The organism is Exiguobacterium marinum DSM 16307, assembly GCF_000620845.1.
GTDB classification, from domain to species: Bacteria; Bacillota; Bacilli; order Exiguobacteriales; family Exiguobacteriaceae; genus Exiguobacterium; species Exiguobacterium marinum.
In genome coordinates, this window is the sequence record NZ_KK211189.1 from 466,468 (window position 1) to 486,117 (window position 19,650).

At 46.7% G+C, this 19,650-nt stretch carries 22 protein-coding genes and 2 rRNA genes (1 of these 24 only partly in view); 23 read left to right on the forward strand and 1 reads right to left on the reverse strand.

All coding sequences use genetic code 11. The annotated features are described in order from the left end of the window. The 11 genes from P400_RS0102750 to rsmI form a co-directional block, all read left to right on the forward strand. Nucleotides 1–971: ribosomal RNA gene (locus P400_RS0102750) — 23S ribosomal RNA — on the forward strand (it extends 1,942 nt beyond the left edge of the window). 55 nt (nt 972–1,026) lie between these two features. Continuing rightward, nucleotides 1,027–1,143: ribosomal RNA gene (rrf, locus tag P400_RS0102755) — 5S ribosomal RNA — on the forward strand. A 73-nt stretch (nt 1,144–1,216) separates the two neighbouring features. Beyond that, nucleotides 1,217–2,635: an aminotransferase class I/II-fold pyridoxal phosphate-dependent enzyme gene (locus P400_RS0102760; protein ID WP_026824763.1), complete on the forward strand. Its 1,419-nt coding sequence runs from the start codon at nt 1,217–1,219 to the stop codon at nt 2,633–2,635. 3 nt (nt 2,636–2,638) lie between these two features. Next, nucleotides 2,639–3,277 (forward strand): dTMP kinase, encoded by a 639-nt coding sequence (tmk, locus tag P400_RS0102765; RefSeq protein WP_026824764.1) that lies wholly within the window; start codon nt 2,639–2,641, stop codon nt 3,275–3,277. Then, a complete protein-coding gene (locus tag P400_RS0102770; RefSeq protein WP_026824765.1) occupies nt 3,277–3,606 on the forward strand; it encodes a cyclic-di-AMP receptor in 330 nt (109 codons plus the stop codon). The genes tmk and P400_RS0102770 overlap by 1 nt, the downstream gene beginning before the upstream one ends. Nucleotides 3,607–3,620: 14 nt before the next feature. Then, a complete protein-coding gene (locus P400_RS0102775) occupies nt 3,621–4,613 on the forward strand; it encodes a DNA polymerase (protein WP_026824766.1) in 993 nt (330 codons plus the stop codon). A gap of 6 nt (nt 4,614–4,619) precedes the next feature. Beyond that, nucleotides 4,620–5,450 (forward strand): PSP1 domain-containing protein, encoded by an 831-nt coding sequence (locus P400_RS0102780; protein ID WP_026824767.1) that lies wholly within the window; start codon nt 4,620–4,622, stop codon nt 5,448–5,450. A gap of 23 nt (nt 5,451–5,473) precedes the next feature. Then, nucleotides 5,474–5,809, forward strand: a complete 336-nt coding sequence (gene yabA, locus P400_RS0102785) for a DNA replication initiation control protein YabA (RefSeq protein ID WP_012727746.1) — start codon at nt 5,474–5,476, stop codon at nt 5,807–5,809. Between the two features lie 60 nt (nt 5,810–5,869). Beyond that, nucleotides 5,870–6,607, forward strand: a complete 738-nt coding sequence (locus P400_RS0102790) for a tRNA1(Val) (adenine(37)-N6)-methyltransferase (RefSeq protein ID WP_026824768.1) — start codon at nt 5,870–5,872, stop codon at nt 6,605–6,607. After that, entirely contained in the window at nt 6,600–6,878 is a 279-nt protein-coding gene (locus P400_RS0102795) for a GIY-YIG nuclease family protein (RefSeq protein WP_026824769.1), read from the forward strand. The genes P400_RS0102790 and P400_RS0102795 overlap by 8 nt, the downstream gene beginning before the upstream one ends. After that, nucleotides 6,850–7,719, forward strand: a complete 870-nt coding sequence (rsmI, locus tag P400_RS0102800) for a 16S rRNA (cytidine(1402)-2'-O)-methyltransferase (protein WP_026824770.1) — start codon at nt 6,850–6,852, stop codon at nt 7,717–7,719. The genes P400_RS0102795 and rsmI overlap by 29 nt, the downstream gene beginning before the upstream one ends. A 16-nt stretch (nt 7,720–7,735) precedes the next feature. Here the strand turns inward: rsmI and P400_RS0102805 are convergent, their stop codons facing one another. Next, nucleotides 7,736–8,029, reverse strand: a complete 294-nt coding sequence (locus P400_RS0102805) for an AbrB/MazE/SpoVT family DNA-binding domain-containing protein (RefSeq protein WP_012727742.1) — start codon at nt 8,027–8,029, stop codon at nt 7,736–7,738. A 330-nt stretch (nt 8,030–8,359) separates the two neighbouring features. Here P400_RS0102805 and metG point away from each other — a divergent pair, with 330 nt between their 5' ends. The 12 genes from metG to pth all read left to right on the forward strand — a co-directional run bounded on the left by metG (nt 8,360) and on the right by pth (nt 19,628). Then, nucleotides 8,360–10,321, forward strand: coding sequence for a methionine--tRNA ligase (gene metG, locus P400_RS0102810; protein ID WP_026824771.1), 1,962 nt, complete (start codon nt 8,360–8,362; stop codon nt 10,319–10,321). 51 nt (nt 10,322–10,372) lie between these two features. Next, nucleotides 10,373–11,140 (forward strand): TatD family hydrolase, encoded by a 768-nt coding sequence (locus P400_RS0102815; protein ID WP_026824772.1) that lies wholly within the window; start codon nt 10,373–10,375, stop codon nt 11,138–11,140. Continuing rightward, nucleotides 11,137–12,423 carry a 3D domain-containing protein gene (locus P400_RS0102820; protein ID WP_026824773.1) on the forward strand — a complete coding sequence of 429 codons (1,287 nt, stop codon included), beginning with the start codon at nt 11,137–11,139 and terminating at the stop codon, nt 12,421–12,423. Before P400_RS0102815 ends, P400_RS0102820 begins: the two co-directional genes overlap by 4 nt. Beyond that, nucleotides 12,416–12,976 (forward strand): ribonuclease M5, encoded by a 561-nt coding sequence (gene rnmV, locus P400_RS0102825; RefSeq protein WP_026824774.1) that lies wholly within the window; start codon nt 12,416–12,418, stop codon nt 12,974–12,976. The genes P400_RS0102820 and rnmV overlap by 8 nt, the downstream gene beginning before the upstream one ends. Further along, on the forward strand, nt 12,973–13,851 hold the full coding sequence (rsmA, locus tag P400_RS0102830; protein WP_026824775.1) for a 16S rRNA (adenine(1518)-N(6)/adenine(1519)-N(6))-dimethyltransferase RsmA: 879 nt from the start codon (nt 12,973–12,975) through the stop codon (nt 13,849–13,851). The genes rnmV and rsmA overlap by 4 nt, the downstream gene beginning before the upstream one ends. An 82-nt stretch (nt 13,852–13,933) precedes the next feature. Further along, the gene (locus P400_RS0102835) at nt 13,934–14,170 is read left to right on the forward strand and encodes a Veg family protein (RefSeq protein WP_026824776.1); all 237 of its coding nucleotides are present in this window, start codon (nt 13,934–13,936) and stop codon (nt 14,168–14,170) included. A 100-nt stretch (nt 14,171–14,270) separates the two neighbouring features. Continuing rightward, the gene (gene ispE, locus P400_RS0102840; RefSeq protein ID WP_034770768.1) at nt 14,271–15,134 is read left to right on the forward strand and encodes a 4-(cytidine 5'-diphospho)-2-C-methyl-D-erythritol kinase; all 864 of its coding nucleotides are present in this window, start codon (nt 14,271–14,273) and stop codon (nt 15,132–15,134) included. Nucleotides 15,135–15,207: 73 nt separating this feature from the next. Next, nucleotides 15,208–16,032 (forward strand): pur operon repressor, encoded by an 825-nt coding sequence (gene purR / locus P400_RS0102845; RefSeq protein ID WP_026824778.1) that lies wholly within the window; start codon nt 15,208–15,210, stop codon nt 16,030–16,032. Nucleotides 16,033–16,172: 140 nt separating this feature from the next. Beyond that, the gene (spoVG, locus tag P400_RS0102850; protein WP_026824779.1) at nt 16,173–16,472 is read left to right on the forward strand and encodes a septation regulator SpoVG; all 300 of its coding nucleotides are present in this window, start codon (nt 16,173–16,175) and stop codon (nt 16,470–16,472) included. 184 nt (nt 16,473–16,656) lie between these two features. Then, nucleotides 16,657–18,012: a bifunctional UDP-N-acetylglucosamine diphosphorylase/glucosamine-1-phosphate N-acetyltransferase GlmU gene (gene glmU / locus P400_RS0102855; RefSeq protein ID WP_026824780.1), complete on the forward strand. Its 1,356-nt coding sequence runs from the start codon at nt 16,657–16,659 to the stop codon at nt 18,010–18,012. A gap of 45 nt (nt 18,013–18,057) precedes the next feature. Then, on the forward strand, nt 18,058–19,014 hold the full coding sequence (locus tag P400_RS0102860; protein ID WP_012727731.1) for a ribose-phosphate diphosphokinase: 957 nt from the start codon (nt 18,058–18,060) through the stop codon (nt 19,012–19,014). A gap of 56 nt (nt 19,015–19,070) precedes the next feature. Continuing rightward, nucleotides 19,071–19,628, forward strand: a complete 558-nt coding sequence (pth, locus tag P400_RS0102865; RefSeq protein WP_026824781.1) for an aminoacyl-tRNA hydrolase — start codon at nt 19,071–19,073, stop codon at nt 19,626–19,628. The last annotated feature ends 22 nt before the right edge of the window (nt 19,629–19,650 follow it).

The window sequence follows — 19,650 nt, forward strand, 5'->3', positions numbered from 1 at the left end:
GGTAGCGAAATTCCTTGTCGGGTAAGTTCCGACCCGCACGAAAGGCGTAACGATTTGGGCACTGTCTCAACGAGAGACCCGGTGAAATCATAGTACCTGTGAAGATGCAGGTTACCCGCGACAGGACGGAAAGACCCCATGGAGCTTTACTACAGCCTGATATTGAGGCTTTGTACGCGATGTACAGGATAGGTGGGAGTCTGTGAAGCCGGAGCGCCAGCTTCGGTGGAGACACCCTTGGGATACCACCCTTTGCGTATAGAGTCTCTAACTCGCAGCCGTGATCCGGCTGGAGGACCGTGTCAGGCGGGTAGTTTGACTGGGGCGGTCGCCTCCTAAACAGTAACGGAGGCGCCCAAAGGTTCCCTCAGAATGGTTGGAAATCATTCGAAGAGTGCAAAGGCAGAAGGGAGCTTGACTGCGAGACCTACAAGTCGAGCAGGGACGAAAGTCGGGCTTAGTGATCCGGTGGTTCCGCATGGAAGGGCCATCGCTCAACGGATAAAAGCTACCCTGGGGATAACAGGCTGATCTCCCCCAAGAGTCCACATCGACGGGGAGGTTTGGCACCTCGATGTCGGCTCATCGCATCCTGGGGCTGGAGTAGGTCCCAAGGGTTGGGCTGTTCGCCCATTAAAGCGGTACGCGAGCTGGGTTCAGAACGTCGTGAGACAGTTCGGTCCCTATCCGTCGTGGGCGCAGGAAATTTGAGGAGAGCTGTCCTTAGTACGAGAGGACCGGGATGGACGCACCGCTGGTGTACCAGTTGTTCCGCCAGGAGCATCGCTGGGTAGCTACGTGCGGACGGGATAAGTGCTGAAAGCATCTAAGCATGAAGCCCCCTCCGAGATGAGATTTCCCTTTGAGCAATCAAGAAAGACCCCTCAGAGACGATGAGGTAGATAGGTCATGGGTGGAAGCGTGGTGACACGTGGAGCTGAATGATACTAATCGGTCGAGGCTTTGATCTAGTCTATGGTTTGTGTTGATGAATCCTCAGTTTTCAGGGAACAAGCCCTGTAAAAGTCTGGTGGCGATAGCGAGACGGCCACACCCGTTCCCATGCCGAACACGGAAGTTAAGCGTCTCAGCGCCGAAAGTAGTTGGGGGATCTCCCCCTGTGAGGATAGGACGTTGCCAGGCAAACGTAGAAGACGATCAAGCATACGCTTGATCGTCTTTTTTTTAATATTCAACAATTTAGGAGGAATAACAAATGGCTCCTTCTCGGAAAAACCCTTTTACGTTTCTAGAGACTTTAGAACAGCATGTACGTGAACGTCGCGTGTCTTTTCATGTACCGGGTCATCACAACGGTACGGTGGGCAATGATGGATTACCGAGTGCATTCGCAAGAGTCATGCCTTATGATCTGACTGAATTACCACATTTAGATGATTTGCACGATGCTTCCGGGATTATCGAGCAAGCTGAAACAGCACTAGGTAACCTGTATGCGAGTAAAAGTAAATGGCTTGTCAACGGATCGACCGTTGGAAATTGGAGTATGCTTGCGGCAACGGTAAAACGTGGGGAACGCGTATATGTGCAACGGAACTCACATAAGTCTGTTTGGAACGCGATTGAATGGTTAGGATTAAAACCGGTTTTATTAATGCCTATGATTGAGCGTGGTACAGGTATTCCAACAGTCGTAACGCTAGAAACGATTGAACAAGCCGTTCAAGAATTCCCTGGAGGGCGGGCCGTCATGTTGACGTCTCCTACGTATTATGGAGATATGGCTGACATTCGTGTAATTTCGGATTATTTGTCTCATTTAAACATTCCGTTGCTTGTCGATGAAGCACATGGCGCTCATTTGATTCACCCACAGTTGCCCCAGCGTTCTGCAATCTTTGAAGGAGCGAGCGCGGTGGTACAGTCCGCACATAAAACGTTACCTGCCTTAACGATGGGAGCTTGGATTCATTATAAAGAAGATATCGATGAAGTTCAGTTGAAACATGCGTTATCATCCTTTCAAACATCGAGTCCATCTTATCTTATTATGGCTTCATTGGATTATGCACGTTCCTATTTAGAAAGTTTAACGGATGAAGCATGGTCTTCTATTCAGAAAAGTCATGTATCTTTCGTGCTTGAATTGAAACGTGCAGGTTTTTCGGTAAAAGTCGGGGACGATTTCACAAAAGTGACCATCATGACATACCCGAAAAATGGATTAGTCTTTTGTGAGCACCTTGCATCAATTGGAATAGACATCGAATTGGCTGCAGTTGACCACGTGTTATTGTGTCTACCATTAAGGGAAATAAACAAACAGGAAATTGAGCACTGGGTCACATTGATGAAAAAGGCTGCGACTCATGTGCCAATAATCGATGAGGATGAAACCATCTTCCCGTTCCCTTCAACACACCGGGTATCTGAACTGTATATGATGGCAGGGGATGAGCCAATACACCGTGTATCCTTTAAAGAGGCTGTCGGATCGATTTCAGCAGAGACGGTGATTCCTTACCCGCCGGGCATCCCATGGATTTTGAAAGGAGAGCGAATTACAGAAGAGAAAATCCGTGTACTCCTGGAATGGATTTCTTTAGGGAGGAAGCTTCAAGCCGGTAAGCATGTTATGATAGAGCAAATTGACGTTATTGTAGAGGAGTTTTAAAAAGTGAGCGGAATGTTTATTACAGTTGAAGGACCCGATGGATCAGGAAAATCCACACAACTTCAATTATTAGTCGAGAGCCTGAAGCAAAAAGGGTACGATATCGTTGTTACCCGTGAACCTGGAGGAACAACTGTCGGAAACCAGATTCGGGAAGTATTATTATCTCCGGACCATCATGAGATGACACCACGAGTTGAGATGATGCTCTACGCCGCTTCGAGAGCGCAAAACGTGGAACAAGTAATCCGTCCTGCATTAGAGAGAGGTGCGATTGTGCTTTGTGATCGATTCATCGATGCATCTATCGCCTATCAAGGATATGGCTTACAGTATGACCTCGATCAGATTCGGTCACTGAATGAGTGGGCAACAAACGGTTTAACACCCGATTTGACATTTTTGTTTGATTTGAGGCCGGAAAGAGCGAATGAACGAATGAAAGATCGTGGACAACTTGACCGGATTGAAAGTCGCGATCAGACCTTCCATGAGCGTGTCTACAAAGGATTCCAAACTTTACTCAAACAGTACCCCGAACGTATCATTCGAATTGACGCTGATCAATCGATTGAATGCATTCAAGATGAGGTACTTGACTATACAATCGAACGACTACAACAAGGAGGCGTAAAAAGATGATGAAAATGGTGATTGCAATCGTACACGATAAGGACAGCGCACGTTTGTCCGACGCATTAGTTGAACGAGATTTCCGCGCAACGAAATTAGCCACGACAGGTGGATTTTTAAAAGAAGGAAATACAACATTTATGATGGGGATTCCGCAAGAACGTCTCGATGATTTGATGGATGTGATTCAATCAAATTGCTCGAGTCGTGATCAAATGATCACGCCAATCTCACCGATGGGGGGACATGCCGATTCGTATATTCCTTACCCTGTCGAAGTACAAGTCGGAGGTGCGACTGTTTTCGTCTTGCCGATTGAAGGATTCCATCAGTTTTAATGGGAGTTGGGCATATGCGTTTTCAGGAATTACATGAGTCCCAAACAGTGGTGGCTCAAATCATAAAAAATTCAATCGTTTCAAATAAAGTGGGCCACGCGTACATCTTTTCGGGGGACTATGAGCCATTCTTAATTGACACGGCTACGTTGTTTGCGAAAGCGTTATTTTGTGAAACCCCGCAAGGAGCTGAACCGTGTGGACTGTGTCGAAACTGTCGACGTATGGATTCAAAAAACATCGTGGACTACATCGAAGTAGAGCCGGATGGAGCCAGCATTAAAAAAGAGCAAATTCAGCAATTGCTCAGTGACTTGTCGTTACGAGGAGCTGAAGGAGATCGTCAAGTTTACGTTATTCATCAAGCGCATAAGATGACGACTCAAGCCGCGAATAGTCTATTGAAGTTCTTTGAAGAACCGGGTGTCGGAAAGCTTGCTATTTTAGTAACGACACAACCTCATCTACTCCTTCCGACGATTCGTTCGCGCGCTCAACAACTCGCTTTTCGCCCAATCGACCGTGCGCAATTGGCACAAACCATGTCGGAAGAACTGTCTTGCACATATGATTTGGCATACCTTGCCTTAACCGTTTACCCAAAATGGGATGATGCGAAAGAAGCACTTGGACAGGAGTGGTTTGTACAGGCGTACGGGCTAGTGGTACAATTAATTGAAGTATTGACGAAACGACCTCAAGAGTTGCTCTTGTTTGCACAAGAAAAATGGTTAGGACATTTCAAAGGACGAAATGAGTTACGGGTTGGCCTTGAGTTATTCGAACACTGGCTAGAGGAGGCACTCCATTTAAAAGTGCGAGATACGTATGCTCCGAAGCTATTTAAGAATGAGGTTGCTTTATACAACGCATTTATCCAAAATCGATCTGTCTCTAAACTCACACATGCGATTGAAAGTGTGCATGCGGCCATTCGACGACTCGAGGCAAACGTCAATCCTCAATTAACGTTCGAACGACTTTCGTTCGATTTGCAGAAAGGATAGAAGCGTGTGCTTGAAGTAGTTGGAGTCCGTTTTAAAGAAGCGGGAAAAATCTATTACTTTTCACCAGGCGATGCAACGCTTAAACGCGGGAACCATGTCATCGTTGAAACGGTACGTGGAATTGAGTACGGTGAAGTTGTCCAAGTCGATAAACAGCTCGGCGAAGACGAGGTTGTTATGCCGTTGAAGACAATCCTTCGTGTCGCTGACCAAAAGGATGCAGATATCGTACGCGATAATCGACTGGCAGCCGTTGATGCTCACGCCGTCTGTGAAGAAAAAATTCGAGAGCATCAACTAGATATGAAACTAGTCGATGTTGAGTATACATTTGATCGTAATAAAGTAATCTTTTATTTTACTGCCGAGGGTCGCGTCGATTTTCGAGAGTTGGTAAAAGACTTGGCTAGTGTGTTTCGAACACGGATCGAACTCCGACAAATCGGTGTTCGTGACGAAGCGAAGTTACTAAGCGGGATAGGACCATGTGGTCGAGTTCTTTGTTGTTCGTCATTTCTTGGGGAGTTTGAACCTGTCTCCATCAAAATGGCTAAAGATCAGAATCTCTCGTTAAATCCGAACAAGATTTCTGGGGTATGTGGTCGTCTGATGTGCTGCTTAAAATATGAGAATGACACATACGAAGAATTGAAACGTGATTTACCAGACGTCGGCAAGCGAATCAAAATTCCAGAAGGTGATGGTCGGGTAATCGGTCTCAATATTTTGGACCAACTCATTCAAGTTGAGCTCCACGATCGGACGCGAGTCGTCACATATACAATTGATGAACTCGTTGAGGTGGGTGCGATTAAACGAAAACCGTCAAAACAGTGATGGGGTGCTGAGCAGTGGAAAGAATGGACAAAAAAGAAGTGATGATGCGTGTAGATGCGATTGAGCAACAGATGCAACTCTTAACGGAGCACTTAGGCGTGCTAAAAGAACAGCTCGCTTATTTGCTTGAAGAGAATCAGCATATGTATCTAGAGAATCATCACTTGCGCGAAAAAGTCGAACAATTGGCAGAAGTTGATACGACAAATGGTGATTCACAAATCGCATTGTCGGGGAAAGGGCAGAACAACTTGGCTGCGCTTTATCAAGAAGGCTTCCATATTTGTAACCTCCATTACGGACAGGTACGAAAAGATGGGGACTGTCTCTTCTGTTTGTCGATGCTCAATAAACATTAATACGGGGCGATAGATAGGGGTTCCCTATCCATCGCCTTTCTTTTGTAGAAGGAGGAAATGATGGTAACGGTAAAAGATGGAGAACGCCTCGATGATTTACTCGGACGTCCAGGTAAAATCATTCAGAGTGATGATGTGTTCTCATTTTCATTAGATGCGGTACTGCTTGCAGAGTTTGTGTGGGTACCGATTCAAAAAGGTCAGTTGGTCGATTTGTGTGCCGGTACCGGAGCAATCCCACTCTTTTTGTCATATCGTACAAAAGGGACGATTACAGGCGTGGAGATTCAATCGAAGTTAGTCGATATGGCGAATCGAAGCATGGCGGTCAACCGTCTCGAAGAGCGGATTCGAGTGGTGGAGGGCGATGTGAAAACGGTAGCGACACAGCTTGGACATGCGCGATATGACGTGGTGACATGTAATCCTCCCTATTTTTTGGCAAATGATACTTCTCTGCGGAATCAGAATGAGCATCATACGATTGCGCGCCATGAGGTATTGTGTACATTGGAAGATTGCGTTAAAACAGCCAGTCAACTCGTCAAACCAGGAGGGAAAGTGGCGTTCGTGCATCGGCCAGAACGTTTACTGGATATCCTGACGTTGATGCGTGCGTATCGAATTGAACCAAAACGAATGCAACTCGTTTACCCGAAAGCGGGACGCGAGGCGAATACCTTATTAATCGAGGGATCGAAAGATGGAAAAGCAGGTCTTAAAATTTTACCGCCATTTGTTGTATATGAAGATGACGATACGTATACAGAAGCGATGCGAGCGATTCTCGATGCCTAAACACTATACGTATATCTTGGAATGCGGTGATGGAACGTACTACACGGGCTACACGACAGACGTGGAAAAGCGACTTCTTGCCCATAATGGCGGGAAAGGTGCGAAGTATACGAAAGCGCGACTGCCTGTCCGACTTCGATATGTACAATCGTTTGAGACGAAGCGAGAGGCCATGCAATACGAATGGTCCATTAAGCAATTGAACCGCGCACAAAAAGAGCAACTGATGGAGGGGACGACCAATGAATTCACAGAAGAGTTATCAAACTGAACAACCGACGTTGTATATCGTACCGACACCAATTGGGAACTTGGAGGACATGACGTATCGAGCGGTACGGATACTTCAGGAAGTCGATTTAATCGCAGCAGAAGACACACGTCAAACAATGAAACTTTGTCGCCATTTTGAAATTATGACAAAACTGGTTAGCTACCATGAGCACAACAAAGATGTGAGTGGGACAAGGCTTATCGAGGACCTAGTTGCTGGGAAGTCGATTGCCGTCGTCTCAGATGCTGGAATGCCTGGTATTTCAGATCCTGGGAGTGATCTCGTACGATTAGCCATTGAGGCAAGCATTCCAGTTGTCGTCTTACCAGGTGCCAATGCAGCGCTCACTGCACTCGTCGCATCCGGTCTTGCGACCGAGCGATTTCTCTATTATGGCTTTTTACCGCGAAAAAAGAAAGATCGGATTGATGTATTAGAATCGGTTCAATATGAGCCGGGAACCATCATTTTTTATGAGGCCCCTCATCGATTGAAAGAGATGTTAACGGCGATTCGACAAGTGTTCGGGAACCGACAAATCGTATTAGGTCGAGAACTAACAAAAACGTTCGAAGAGTTTTTGAGAGGGACGATAGATGAAGCGTTGCAATGGTGTGAAGGCGAAGTTCGTGGGGAGTTTGTCGTCCTTGTGAGCGGCGCGACAGAAGCGGCCCCTACAACTACGTGGTGGGAATCACTTTCTGTGTATGAACACGTAGTTCATTATGTGGAAGAAGGATTAAAACCAAATGCAGCAATCAAACAGACGGCGAAAGACCGTGGGGAATCCCGCAACGATGTATATGATGCATACCATCAACTGCATAAAAAAGAGTAAGCAAGGAAATCCTTGCTTACTCTTCGCTGTAGTAGTTTTCGAGCATGTTCTTCAATTCAACGAGAACACGTTGTGCACCTTCTGGTGACAAGATGAGTTTGCCGTCTGCCAATTTGAAGTTATCGTCCGATACTTCGCCTGTAACTTGGCAAGTCATGTTCGGCTTATATTTTTTCAAAACGATTTGATCGTTGTCGACGTAAATCTCGAGAGCATCTTTCTCTGCAATTCCGAGTGTACGGCGCAATTCGATTGGAATAACGACACGACCAAGTTCATCAACCTTACGTACAATACCTGTAGATTTCATTTGTGTTTCCTCCTCCAATGGTGTCGAAATCTCGTGGTGACATGAATCGTCAAAATTCGACAATGTGACTACAGCAAAAAGCATACTAAACTTTCCAATTGCAGTCAACTGCTTACTATCTGGAAAAGTAAATTTTCGAATTTTGTCGAATTGAGAACGATATATACCTAAATTTCCCCGATAGTTTGAACTTGAAACAAAGAAAGGGTATTTTTGGAACATTTATGACGAAGAAAACGCAAAAAAATTCCAAACAATTAGGTTTGGAAATTCTTTTGTCGAACCGTGTATAATGGAAATTGCATATGTCGAAAGGATGGAGAATAAATCATGGCGAAGCCAACTTTTTATATTACAACCCCAATTTATTATCCGAGTGCGAAATTGCACATCGGTCACGCATATACCACGGTAGCAGGTGATGCGGTTGCGCGCTACAAACGCTTAAAAGGATTTGACGTCCGTTATTTGACAGGAACGGATGAACATGGGCAAAAAATTCAAGAAAAAGCGAAAGAAGCAGGCGTGACGCCACAGGCTTTCGTTGATGAAGTCGTTGAAGAGATTAAAGTTTTATGGGATCGTCTTGAAATTTCGTACGATGACTACATTCGTACGACAGAAGACCGCCATAAGAAAGTGGTCGAACATATTTTTGAGACGTTACTTAAAAATGGGGACATCTATCTTGGTGAGTATGAAGGATGGTATTCAGTTCCGGATGAGACGTACTACACAGAGTCACAACTCGTTGATGGAAAAAGCCCTGACAGCGGGCATCCAGTCGAGCTTGTGCGCGAAGAGTGCTACTTTTTCCGTCTTAGCAAATACGCGGATCGCTTGATTGAATATTTTGAGTCACATCCTGAGTTTATTTTGCCGGAATCTCGTAAAACCGAGATGATCAATAACTTCTTGAAACCGGGACTCCAAGATTTGGCAGTTTCGCGTACTACATTTGATTGGGGCGTACAAGTCCCATCGAACCCGAAACACGTCGTTTACGTATGGGTCGATGCGCTCACGAACTATATTTCGTCACTCGGGTATGGGACAGACAATGACGAGCTCTTCAACCGCTATTGGCCAGCAGATGTCCATTTAGTCGGAAAAGAAATCGTCCGTTTCCATACGATTATTTGGCCAGCTCTCTTAATGGCGCTTGACCTCCCGTTACCGAAGCAAGTGTTTGCGCACGGGTGGCTGCTTATGAAAGATGGAAAGATGTCGAAATCAAAAGGAAACGTGGTCGATCCGATTCCATTGATTGACCGCTATGGGCTCGACTCTGTCCGTTACTATCTTCTTCGCGAAGTGCCGTTCGGAGCGGATGGCACGTTCACTCCGGAAGCGTTTGTTGACCGTTTGAACTTCGATTTGGCAAATGACCTCGGGAACTTATTGAATCGCACCGTTGCGATGATTAAGAAGTACTTCGACGGAAACATTCCGGCCTATAACGGTAATGTCACAGCGTTCGATGCGGAACTGTTAAATATGGTGAAGGAAACGACACGCAAAACGGAAGAAGCCATAGAGCACATGGAATTTTCGGTCGCACTCACAAATATTTGGCAGCTCGTCAGCCGTGCGAACAAATACATTGATGAGACACAACCGTGGGTTCTCGTGAAAGATGAGTCGAAGCGTGAAGAACTCGCTTCTGTCATGACACACCTTGCGGGCGTTCTACGTCACGTGGCTGTTATGATCCAACCATTCATGACACGTGCCCCGAAAGAAATGTTCCGTCAACTCGGGCTCGAGGGAGAGGATATGTCTTGGGAGGCACTCGATACATTCGCGGACTTTAACAATGCGGTTGTGACGGACGGGACGCCAATTTTCCCACGTCGTGATGTGAAGGAAGAAGTGGATGCAATCCAAGAAATGATGCGTCAAGCATCAAAAGCACGGATTGAAGAAACGGAAACGGCGTCAGTGGAAGAAGTCGATGAAGACGTTCGTCCTGAAATCACGATTGATGTCTTTGATCAGGTCGAATTCCGTGTAGGTCAAATCGTGGAAGCCGATAAGATTAAAAAAGCGAAGAAACTGTTGAAACTTCAAGTCGACCTCGGGAAAGAGACGCGTCAAATCGTGTCTGGTATTGCTGAATGGTATGCCCCTGAAGATTTGGTTGGCAAGAAAGTCATCGTTGTCGCAAACTTGAAACCGGTCAAACTTCGGGGAGAACTGTCTCAAGGGATGATTTTAGCGGCAGATCGTGATGGAAAGCTAGAACTCGCAACGGTGTCAGACCAGATGCCGAACGGTGCCATCGTCAAATAATGGAATGGGGGAGACCGCGGTCTCCCTCTCTTTTTCTAAGGAGGAAACAAGATGTTGATTGATACACACACGCACATCAATGCAGAACAGTTCAACGAGGATGTGGGAGAGACAATCGAGCGGGCGAGAGAAGCAGGAGTATCTCCGCTACTTGTCGTCGGATTTGATACGCCGACCATCGATCGGGCAATCGAGTTGGCAGAAGCGCATGAAGACATCTATGCCATTGTGGGGTGGCATCCGGTCGATGCGATTGATTGTAAAAATGCGGATTTGGCACGGATTGAAGCACTTATGAGTCATCCGAAAGTGATGGCACTCGGTGAAATCGGTCTCGACTATCACTGGGACAAGTCGCCGAGAGACGTGCAACAGCGTCTCTTCCGCCAACAAATTGCCATCGCAAAGCGGACTAATATGCCAATTGTCATTCATAATCGAGAAGCGACGGCTGATGTGCTCGATATTTTGGAAGAAGAGCATGCCGAGGAAGTCGGTGGTGTGTTCCATAGTTATAGCATGTCCGTTGAACTCTTGCCTCGCTGCTTAGATTTGAACTTTTATATTTCATTGGGAGGGCCGGTCACGTTTAAAAATGCGAAGGTTCCGAAGGTAGTGGCGCAAGAAGTACCACTTGATCGTCTGCTTGTCGAGACGGACTGCCCGTACTTGACCCCGACCCCGTTCCGTGGAAAACGGAACGAACCGGCATACGTTAAATATGTAGCGGAAGAGATTGCGTCACTTCGAGACATGGCATTCGATGAACTGGCAGAAGCGACGACAGCTAACGCGAAGAAGCTGTTTCGACTTCCATGATTAAACGTGTGCTAGCTAGTATAGGTGTTATCGTGACCGCTTCTGTGGCGTATGTCATGCTACAGCCTGAAGTAATCAAGGTCGTCGATGACGGTGTCGTGATTGAGCATGAGACAAGGGCAGATTCCGTTCTCGAGGTGCTTGAAGAATTAAACATCACGTTAGATGAGACGGATTACGTCACACCAGCACTGAGTGGGGATGTACCGGAAGACCGTCTGATCCGGATTGAGCGTTCACATGAGGTGTCACTTCAAATTGGGTATGGACAAATCGAGTCGATTCAAACGCGCGAAAGGACCGTGGAGGACGTGTTGTTGCGTTACGGAGTGACCGTGCGGGATGGAGACACCGTATATCCGTCCGTGCGTACACCGGTGACGAATGGGATGACGATTCGTTATCAACCGGTTGTTGCGGTGAATTTGATTGTCGGGCAAGATGCGTTGACAATCTACACGATGGCAACAGACGTTAAACAACTGTTAACAGAAGAGAACATCGATGTGACGGAAAGTGACACGGTCATACCAGCCCTCTCGACATCCATTCGTGAAGGATTGACGATTACGGTCAACACGAATCGTGACGTTGTTCAATATGAGAGCCAGTTGATCCCGTTTGAGGTGGTTGAGGAAGAGGATGAGACGCTCGACGAAGGTGTGAAGCAAACGGTACAAGTCGGGGTTCCTGGACTTGAACGGACAAGGTATGCACTTACTGTGGAAAATGGTACAATTACAAATCGTACGAAAACGGAAGTGGAAACGTTGCGTAAAACGACGCCGCAGATTATCAAAGTGGGAACGAAGGAAGTCGTGGAATCGACTACCGAGCCGACGACTGCGGATGAATCGAGCCCGTTTATACCGGAAGCCGAAGTGGAGATTGTTGAGGCGCCCAAAACGGATGACGTGTTAGATTTCTCATCTGCGAAACAATTGCTTGTAGAAGCGACCGCTTATACGAACAATCCGGAAGATACGGTGACATATAACGGGCGCGTGCTGACAAGAAGTGGATATGATGTGACGGATACGATACTGTTTGAAGGAATGCGGATTATAGCGGTTGACCCTGCTATCATTCCACTCGGGACCCGCGTATACGTTGAAGGGATTGGTATGGCGATTGCCCTTGATACAGGAAGTGCGATCAAAGGCCAAAAAATCGACATCATGATGGATGAAAAGGAAGAGGCCGTGACGTTTGGTCGTAAGCCGCTCACCATCTGGGTGATTCCGAAACAAGAAGAAGAGAAAGAAGGATCAGACAATGCGTGAGAAAATACAAGAAATCATCGTCGTAGAGGGGCGTGACGATACGGCGCGACTTCAAGAGGTATTCGATGTCGATACGATTGAGACGAACGGCTCTGCCGTGTCTGATCAGACGATTGAACGAATTCGTCGTGCACAAGAAAAACGGGGGGTCATCATTTTGACGGACCCCGATTACCCGGGGGACCGGATTCGAGCAATCGTCGAGGAGCGGGTCAAAGGGTGTAAGCATGCCCACCTGCCTCGTGCCGAGGCAAAGGACAAACGTGGGAAAATTGGTGTAGAACACGCGAGTCCTGAGTCGATTCGTCGCGTCTTGCGTTCGGTATTTGAACCGCGTGTCGAAACAGATCAACCGATCGTTACACGGAAGATGGTGTTAGAGGCTGATTTAATCGGAGGTACAGCGGCTGCGACGCGTCGGAAACGGCTCGGCGTACTGCTTCGCATCGGTGAGCCGAACGCCAAACAATTTGTCAAACGGGTCGAGGCGCTCGGCGTCACGATTGAAGAGTGGGAGCAGGCACTTGCTCAATTAGAGGAGGAACAGGGTTGAAAGACATTGCAACAATCCAACGAACGAAATCAATTTTAGAGCGCCACGGTTTTTCATTCAAAAAATCGCTAGGTCAAAACTTTTTAATCGATTTAAATATTTTAAGTAAGATTGTCGGTGCAGCAGAACTGAGTGAATCAAGCGGAGTACTCGAGATTGGTCCCGGGATCGGTTCGCTAACGGAGCAGTCGGCCAAGCGCGCCCAAAAAGTCGTGGCGCTTGAGATTGACCAACGTCTTTTACCGATTCTCGAAGATACGATGTCACCGTATCCGCACGTGAAAGTGATTCATGGGGATGCTTTAGAATTAAATTTACGTGAAATCGTCGAGCAGGAATTTTTAAATGAAGGTATTGAAGATATATCCGTTGTCGCAAACTTGCCCTACTACGTTACAACACCGATCATCATGCGATTGCTCGAGAGTGGTGTGAAATTCCGTTCACTCGTCATGATGATTCAAAAAGAGGTGGCAGAACGGATTGGTGCAAAACCTGGAACGAAGGCATACGGTTCACTATCGATTGCGATTCAGTACTATGCGGAGACGGAAGTCAGTTTTATCGTTCCGAAAAACGTATTCATTCCAGCGCCGAACGTCGATTCGGCCGTCATCACGCTTCGAATGCGCAAGGACCCGGCTGTACAGGTGAAGGACGAAGCCTTCTTCTTTGATGTCGCGCGTGCAAGCTTCGCACAACGTCGTAAAACCATTCTGAACAACTTGACAAACTATATTGGAAAAGAACATAAAGTCGAACTCGAACGCTCACTTCATGAGGCGGGAATCGATCCAAAGCGTCGAGGAGAAACGTTGAGCCTAGAAGAATTCGCACGATTATCTGACACAATTTTACCACTTAAAAATAGTTGACGACCTTAAAACTAGTCGTTATAATATAAATCTTTATTTTCATATTTAAATATGCTATACTTGTAACAGTGAGGTGAAGCGTATGCCAAAAACGTTACAAGAAATCAGACAGAAACTCGAATCGCATGTTGGTGAACGATTGACGTTGAAAGCAAACGGCGGTCGTAAGAAAGTCGTTACTCGGTTTGGAACGCTCGTTGAGACATATCCTGCGGTCTTCGTTGTGAAATTAGACGAAGAGTTGCACAATGTTGAGCGTGTCTCGTATAGCTACGCTGATGTCCTAACGGATACAGTTAAAATTGAATTCGGCAATTGATTTATAAATGAGGGGCGGATGCATTGGCAGCTGCTTCTTTTTTTGTGCGCCTGTTTACGGTACAATGTCGAACAGGAGACAAATGGGAAGGGTGAACGTGATGCGCACGATTAGTGTGAAAGCGCCGGCAAAAATTAATTTGACGCTCGATGTTCTCGGAAAGCGTTCGGACGGCTATCATGAAGTAGAAATGATAATGACGACAGTCGACTTAGCAGACCGTTTGGAGTTGACAGTTCTAGAATCGGATGAGATTCGGATTCAATCGGAACATGCCTATGTGCCGAATGATCATCGAAATTTAGCATATCGGGCAGCGGAGTTGTTGCGTGAGCGTTTTAATATTCAACAAGGTATCGAGATTGTGCTCGATAAACAAATTCCTGTAGCTGCTGGTCTTGCCGGTGGATCGAGTGATGCAGCGGCAACGCTTCGCGGGATGAACGAACTGTTCTCATTGAACTTGTCATTAGAGGAACTAGCGGAGCTCGGTGCGGAAATCGGGTCTGACGTGTCATTTTGTGTCATCGGGGGGACGGCGATTGCCCGAGGGCGTGGAGAACGGTTAGAAATGATTCCGGCGCCGCCACCGTGTTACGTTGTGCTCGGCAAACCAAAAATCGGGGTCTCAACCGCAGATGTGTATCGGGCTGTGCGTATGGATGAGGTCCATCATCCAAACACTGAGGCTATGGTGGAAGCGATTCATCAGAAAGATTTTCACGGAATTTGTGAAAACCTCGGGAATTCGCTCGAAAGTGTGACGCTCAAACTTCACCCGGAAGTAAAACAAATCAAAGAGACGATGCGTCATTGCGGGGCGGAAGGTGTTCTCATGAGTGGAAGTGGACCGACTGTCTTTGCGTTGATTGAACACGAGCAAAAAGCGTACCGAATCTATAACGGTTTAAAAGGATTTTGCCCAGAAGTGTTCGTCGTTCGGATTCTCGGCAAAAGACATTGAACAAAAACGAATGAAAGTGATATATTTTCATTAGAACATTCGTTTATTAATGAAGAAGTGAAGGAGAATCCGTATGAAAATTCGTAGAAGTGGTCGTCTCGTCGATATGACCCGTTATTTGCTTGACCATCCGCATCAGCTTGTCTCGTTGTCGATGTTTTCAAGCCGTTATAAAGCTGCAAAGTCCTCGATTAGCGAAGATCTTGTCATTGTTAGTGAAATGCTGTCTCATGATGGAATTGGTAAGCTTGTTACCGTTCCTGGTGCGGCCGGTGGTGTTATGTTTATTCCAGGATGGAGTAAAGACAAATCACTTGAGATGATTGATACGCTCTGTGATCAGTTATCAAAACCTGAGCGTCTGTTACCGGGTGGATACCTCTACTTAACCGACGTGTTAGGTAATCCAAGCCAGGTGAAGCCGATGGGTCAAGTTTTTGCGTCTGTGTTCGCAGACCGGAAAGTTGATGTCGTCATGACCATTGCGACGAAGGGAATCCCGATTGCTTATGCCGTTGCCGAACAATTAGGTGTCCCATTTGTCATCGTCCGTTCGGATAGTCGTGTCACAGAAGGATCGACTGTCAGTATCAACTACGTATCTGGTTCATCGAAAGCAATTCGTACGATGGCACTTGCACGCCGAAGTCTGCCACGCGGTGCGAATGTACTTTTGATCGATGACTTCATGAAAGCCGGGGGAACAATCCGTGGGATGATGAGTCTCTTGAATGAATTCGAGGCAAACCTTGCGGGTGTCGGTGTGTTGATGGAAGCTGAAGGGGCCGAGAAGAAGATGGTCAGCGAATACGTCAGTTTGATGAAATTGACAAATGTTGATTCGGACGAGGGTCTCGTCACCATTTCACGGGGGAATGTGGAACAGTTCCTAAATTGATTGGCAAAATTTTGATTTCGTTTTATGATTAGAGGGTATAGAGTTATCAATATGGAGTCATGACGTTCGTTTGAAACTAACTGAACCTTGCAGAAGACCACACCATGGCGTAGACAACGACGATAAAGGGGATGCGAAACATGCAGATCACAGACGTAAAAATTCGCAAAGTCGCGACAGAAGGCAGAATGAAAGCATTGGCCTCAATCACACTTGACCATGAATTCGTTGTACATGACCTTCGAATCATCGAAGGGAGTAGCGGTCTATTTGTCGCCATGCCGAGCAAACGGACACCAGAAGGTATTTTTCGCGATATCGCGCATCCGATTAATGGGGAGATGCGACAGAAAGTTGAAGCAGCTGTTTTGGAAACCTATTCCAATATGGGTGTGGACGTCCTTGACCCACAACAAGTGTCTTACGGTATGAATGAATGACAGGAAACGGCGGTTAGGTTCCCTACCGCTGTTTTTTTGCGTTTCAATGGTTAAGGAACGGTACAACTATTGAAACGAAGGCACGGTTTCGATATAGTAGAAACGGTGTAAATAGGATTTAGTTACAGATAAGCCGAACTATACAGACCAATCACAGCTGTTGTGAGATAGGAGCGAATCAAGAATGGAGCGTTTTGCAGTCATTTTGGCAGCAGGAAAAGGGACGCGAATGAAGTCGAAGCTTTATAAAGTACTTCATCCGGTTCTAGGGAAACCAATGGTTGAGCATGTTGTCGACCAGTTAGACCAAATCGGTGTCAGTCGTCAAATCGTAATCGTTGGCCATGGGGCGGAAGCGGTACAAGATACGCTCGGCACACGAGTAGAGTATGCGGTCCAAGAACAACAACTTGGAACGGGACATGCTGTTCAAATGGCAGAAGCAGAGCTTGCGGGTAAATCAGGGGCGACACTCGTCGTCTGTGGAGATACACCGCTACTTACAGCGGAAACGTTAGAAGCCCTTCTCGCTCATCATGAAGCGCAACAAGCGAAAGTCACTGTACTGACTGCGATTGCCGACGACGCGACAGGATACGGTCGTGTGATTCGTGGTGAAGATGGGAACGTGACAAAAGTCGTGGAACATAAAGATGCTTCTGAGACAGAGCTCGCCATCAATGAAATCAATACGGGTACGTACGTGTTTGATAACGAATTGTTATTCGATGCACTTAAACGAGTCGGAAACAATAATGCACAGGGTGAATATTACTTACCTGATGTCATCGCAATCGCAAAAGAATCGGGCGAAGTGGTAGCGGCGCATACAGCACCGACGTTTGATGAGACGATTGGGGTCAATGACCGCGTAGCCTTGTCACAAGCGGAAGCGATCATGCGGAAACGGACGAATGAACGTCTCATGCGTGAAGGGGTTACATTTATGGATCCTGCATCGACATACATTTCTCCAGATGTGGTGATTGGTTCGGATACGGTCATTTATCCGGGGACGGTCATTCTTGGGAAGACGACAATCGGCTCGGAATGTGTGATCGGTCCAAACTCGGACATCCGTAACAGTGTGATTGAAGACAATGCCGTTGTTCGCCAGTCTGTCGTGACAGACAGCCGGATCGGTGAAGAGGCTCAAGTCGGACCTTTCGCTCACTTGCGTCAACAAGCTGTTCTTGGCGCGAACTCACGCGTCGGTAACTTTGTTGAGATTAAAAAATCAACGTTCGGTGATGGTGCGAAAGCTTCGCACTTGAGCTATATCGGGGATGCGTCGATCGGTGAACGTGTCAACTTAGGATGCGGATCGATTACGGTAAATTATGACGGCAAAAATAAGTTTGAGACAGTCGTAGAAGACGATGCATTCGTCGGCTGCAATGTCAACTTGATTGCCCCTGTAAAAGTCGGGAAAGGTGCGATTGTCGCAGCCGGCTCGACGATTACAAATGATGTACCGGAAGAGGCGCTTGCGATTGCACGCGAACGCCAAACGAATAAAGAAGGTTACACAAAACGATAACTTGCTGCCAGTCATTATGGAAAACGATGGAGGAGAATCCTAAACATGTCTACTGTATACGAACGAGAAATTCGTCTATTTAGCTTAAACTCGAACCGCCCGCTTGCTGAAGAAATCGCGAAAGAAATTGGTGTCCCGCTCAGTGATTGCCAAGTCAAACGTTTCAGCGACGGTGAACTCTATATTAACATCGAGGAAAGTGTTCGTGGAGATGATGTGTATGTCATCCAATCAACAAGCTCGCCTGTAAACGAAACGCTCATGGAATTGCTCGTCATGATCGATGCACTCAAACGTGCTTCTGTCCGTACGATTAACATCGTGATGCCGTATTACGGGTACGCACGTCAAGACCGTAAAGCACGCTCGCGTGAACCGATCACAGCGAAACTTGTCGCTGACCTTCTTACGGTAGCGGGTGCGACACGCGTCATCACGATGGATTTGCATGCAGCGCAAATTCAAGGATTCTTCAATATTCCGGTTGACCAATTACTCGGTGTACCGCTCATCTCGACTTACTTTGAAACAGAAGAGTTTCAAGCGAAAGATATCGTGGTCGTTTCTCCAGATCACGGTGGCGTGACACGCGCACGAAAATTGGCAGAACGTTTGAAAGCACCGATTGCCATCATTGACAAGCGTCGTCCGAAAGCGAATGTCGCTGAAGTCATGAACATCGTTGGAAGCGTTGAAGGGAAAACAGCGATTTTGATTGACGACATCATCGATACAGCGGGTACAATCACTCTTGCTGCAGATGCCATCGTCGAAGCGGGCGCGAAGGAAGTATATGCGTCTTGTACGCATCCGGTTCTTTCTGGTCCAGCGATGGAGCGCATCGACAACTCATCGATCAAAGAGTTGGTTGTCCTAAATACCATCGATTTGACGGGTCGCCCTTGCTCGAGCAAGATCAAGCAAATGTCGGTTGCCCATTTACTTGGGGAAGCGATTATGCGCGTACACGAGCATAAATCGGTCAGTACCCTATTCGATTAAAAAAACGAGGCCCGGAGGCATTCGCCTTTGGGCTTTTTTGTTCAGGAGGAAATGATATGAAATGCATCGTCGGTCTTGGAAATCCCGGGAAAAAGTTTGAGATGACGCGACACAATGTCGGTTTTTTAGCGATTGATCGTCTCGCAGAAAAGCATGGCATCTCGCTGAATGAGGCGAAGTTTAATGCCCTTATGGGAACGGGAAGAATCAATGGTGAACGCGTTGTACTCGTGAAGCCGCTTACGTATATGAACTTGTCGGGTGAAGCGGTCCGTCCCATTTTAGATTATTATAAGATTGAGATTGACGACTTATTGGTGATTTATGATGATTTGGATATGGTTCCCGGCAAGCTTCGCTTCCGTCCGAAAGGAAGCGCGGGTGGTCATAACGGAATCAAATCACTTATTCAACATTTAGGAACCGCTGAATTCAAGCGATTGAAGCTTGGTGTCGGTCGTCCCCCGCATCCGATTAAAGTTGTCGACTGGGTGTTGATGAACTATCGGAAAGATGAGTTATCGGAGTTGAACGAGACAATCGACAACGCCGTAACTGCAGCAACTGATTTTGTAGATACAGATTGGCTAGCACTGATGAATCGATACAACTAAAGGGTCATCGCACCCTTTTTTG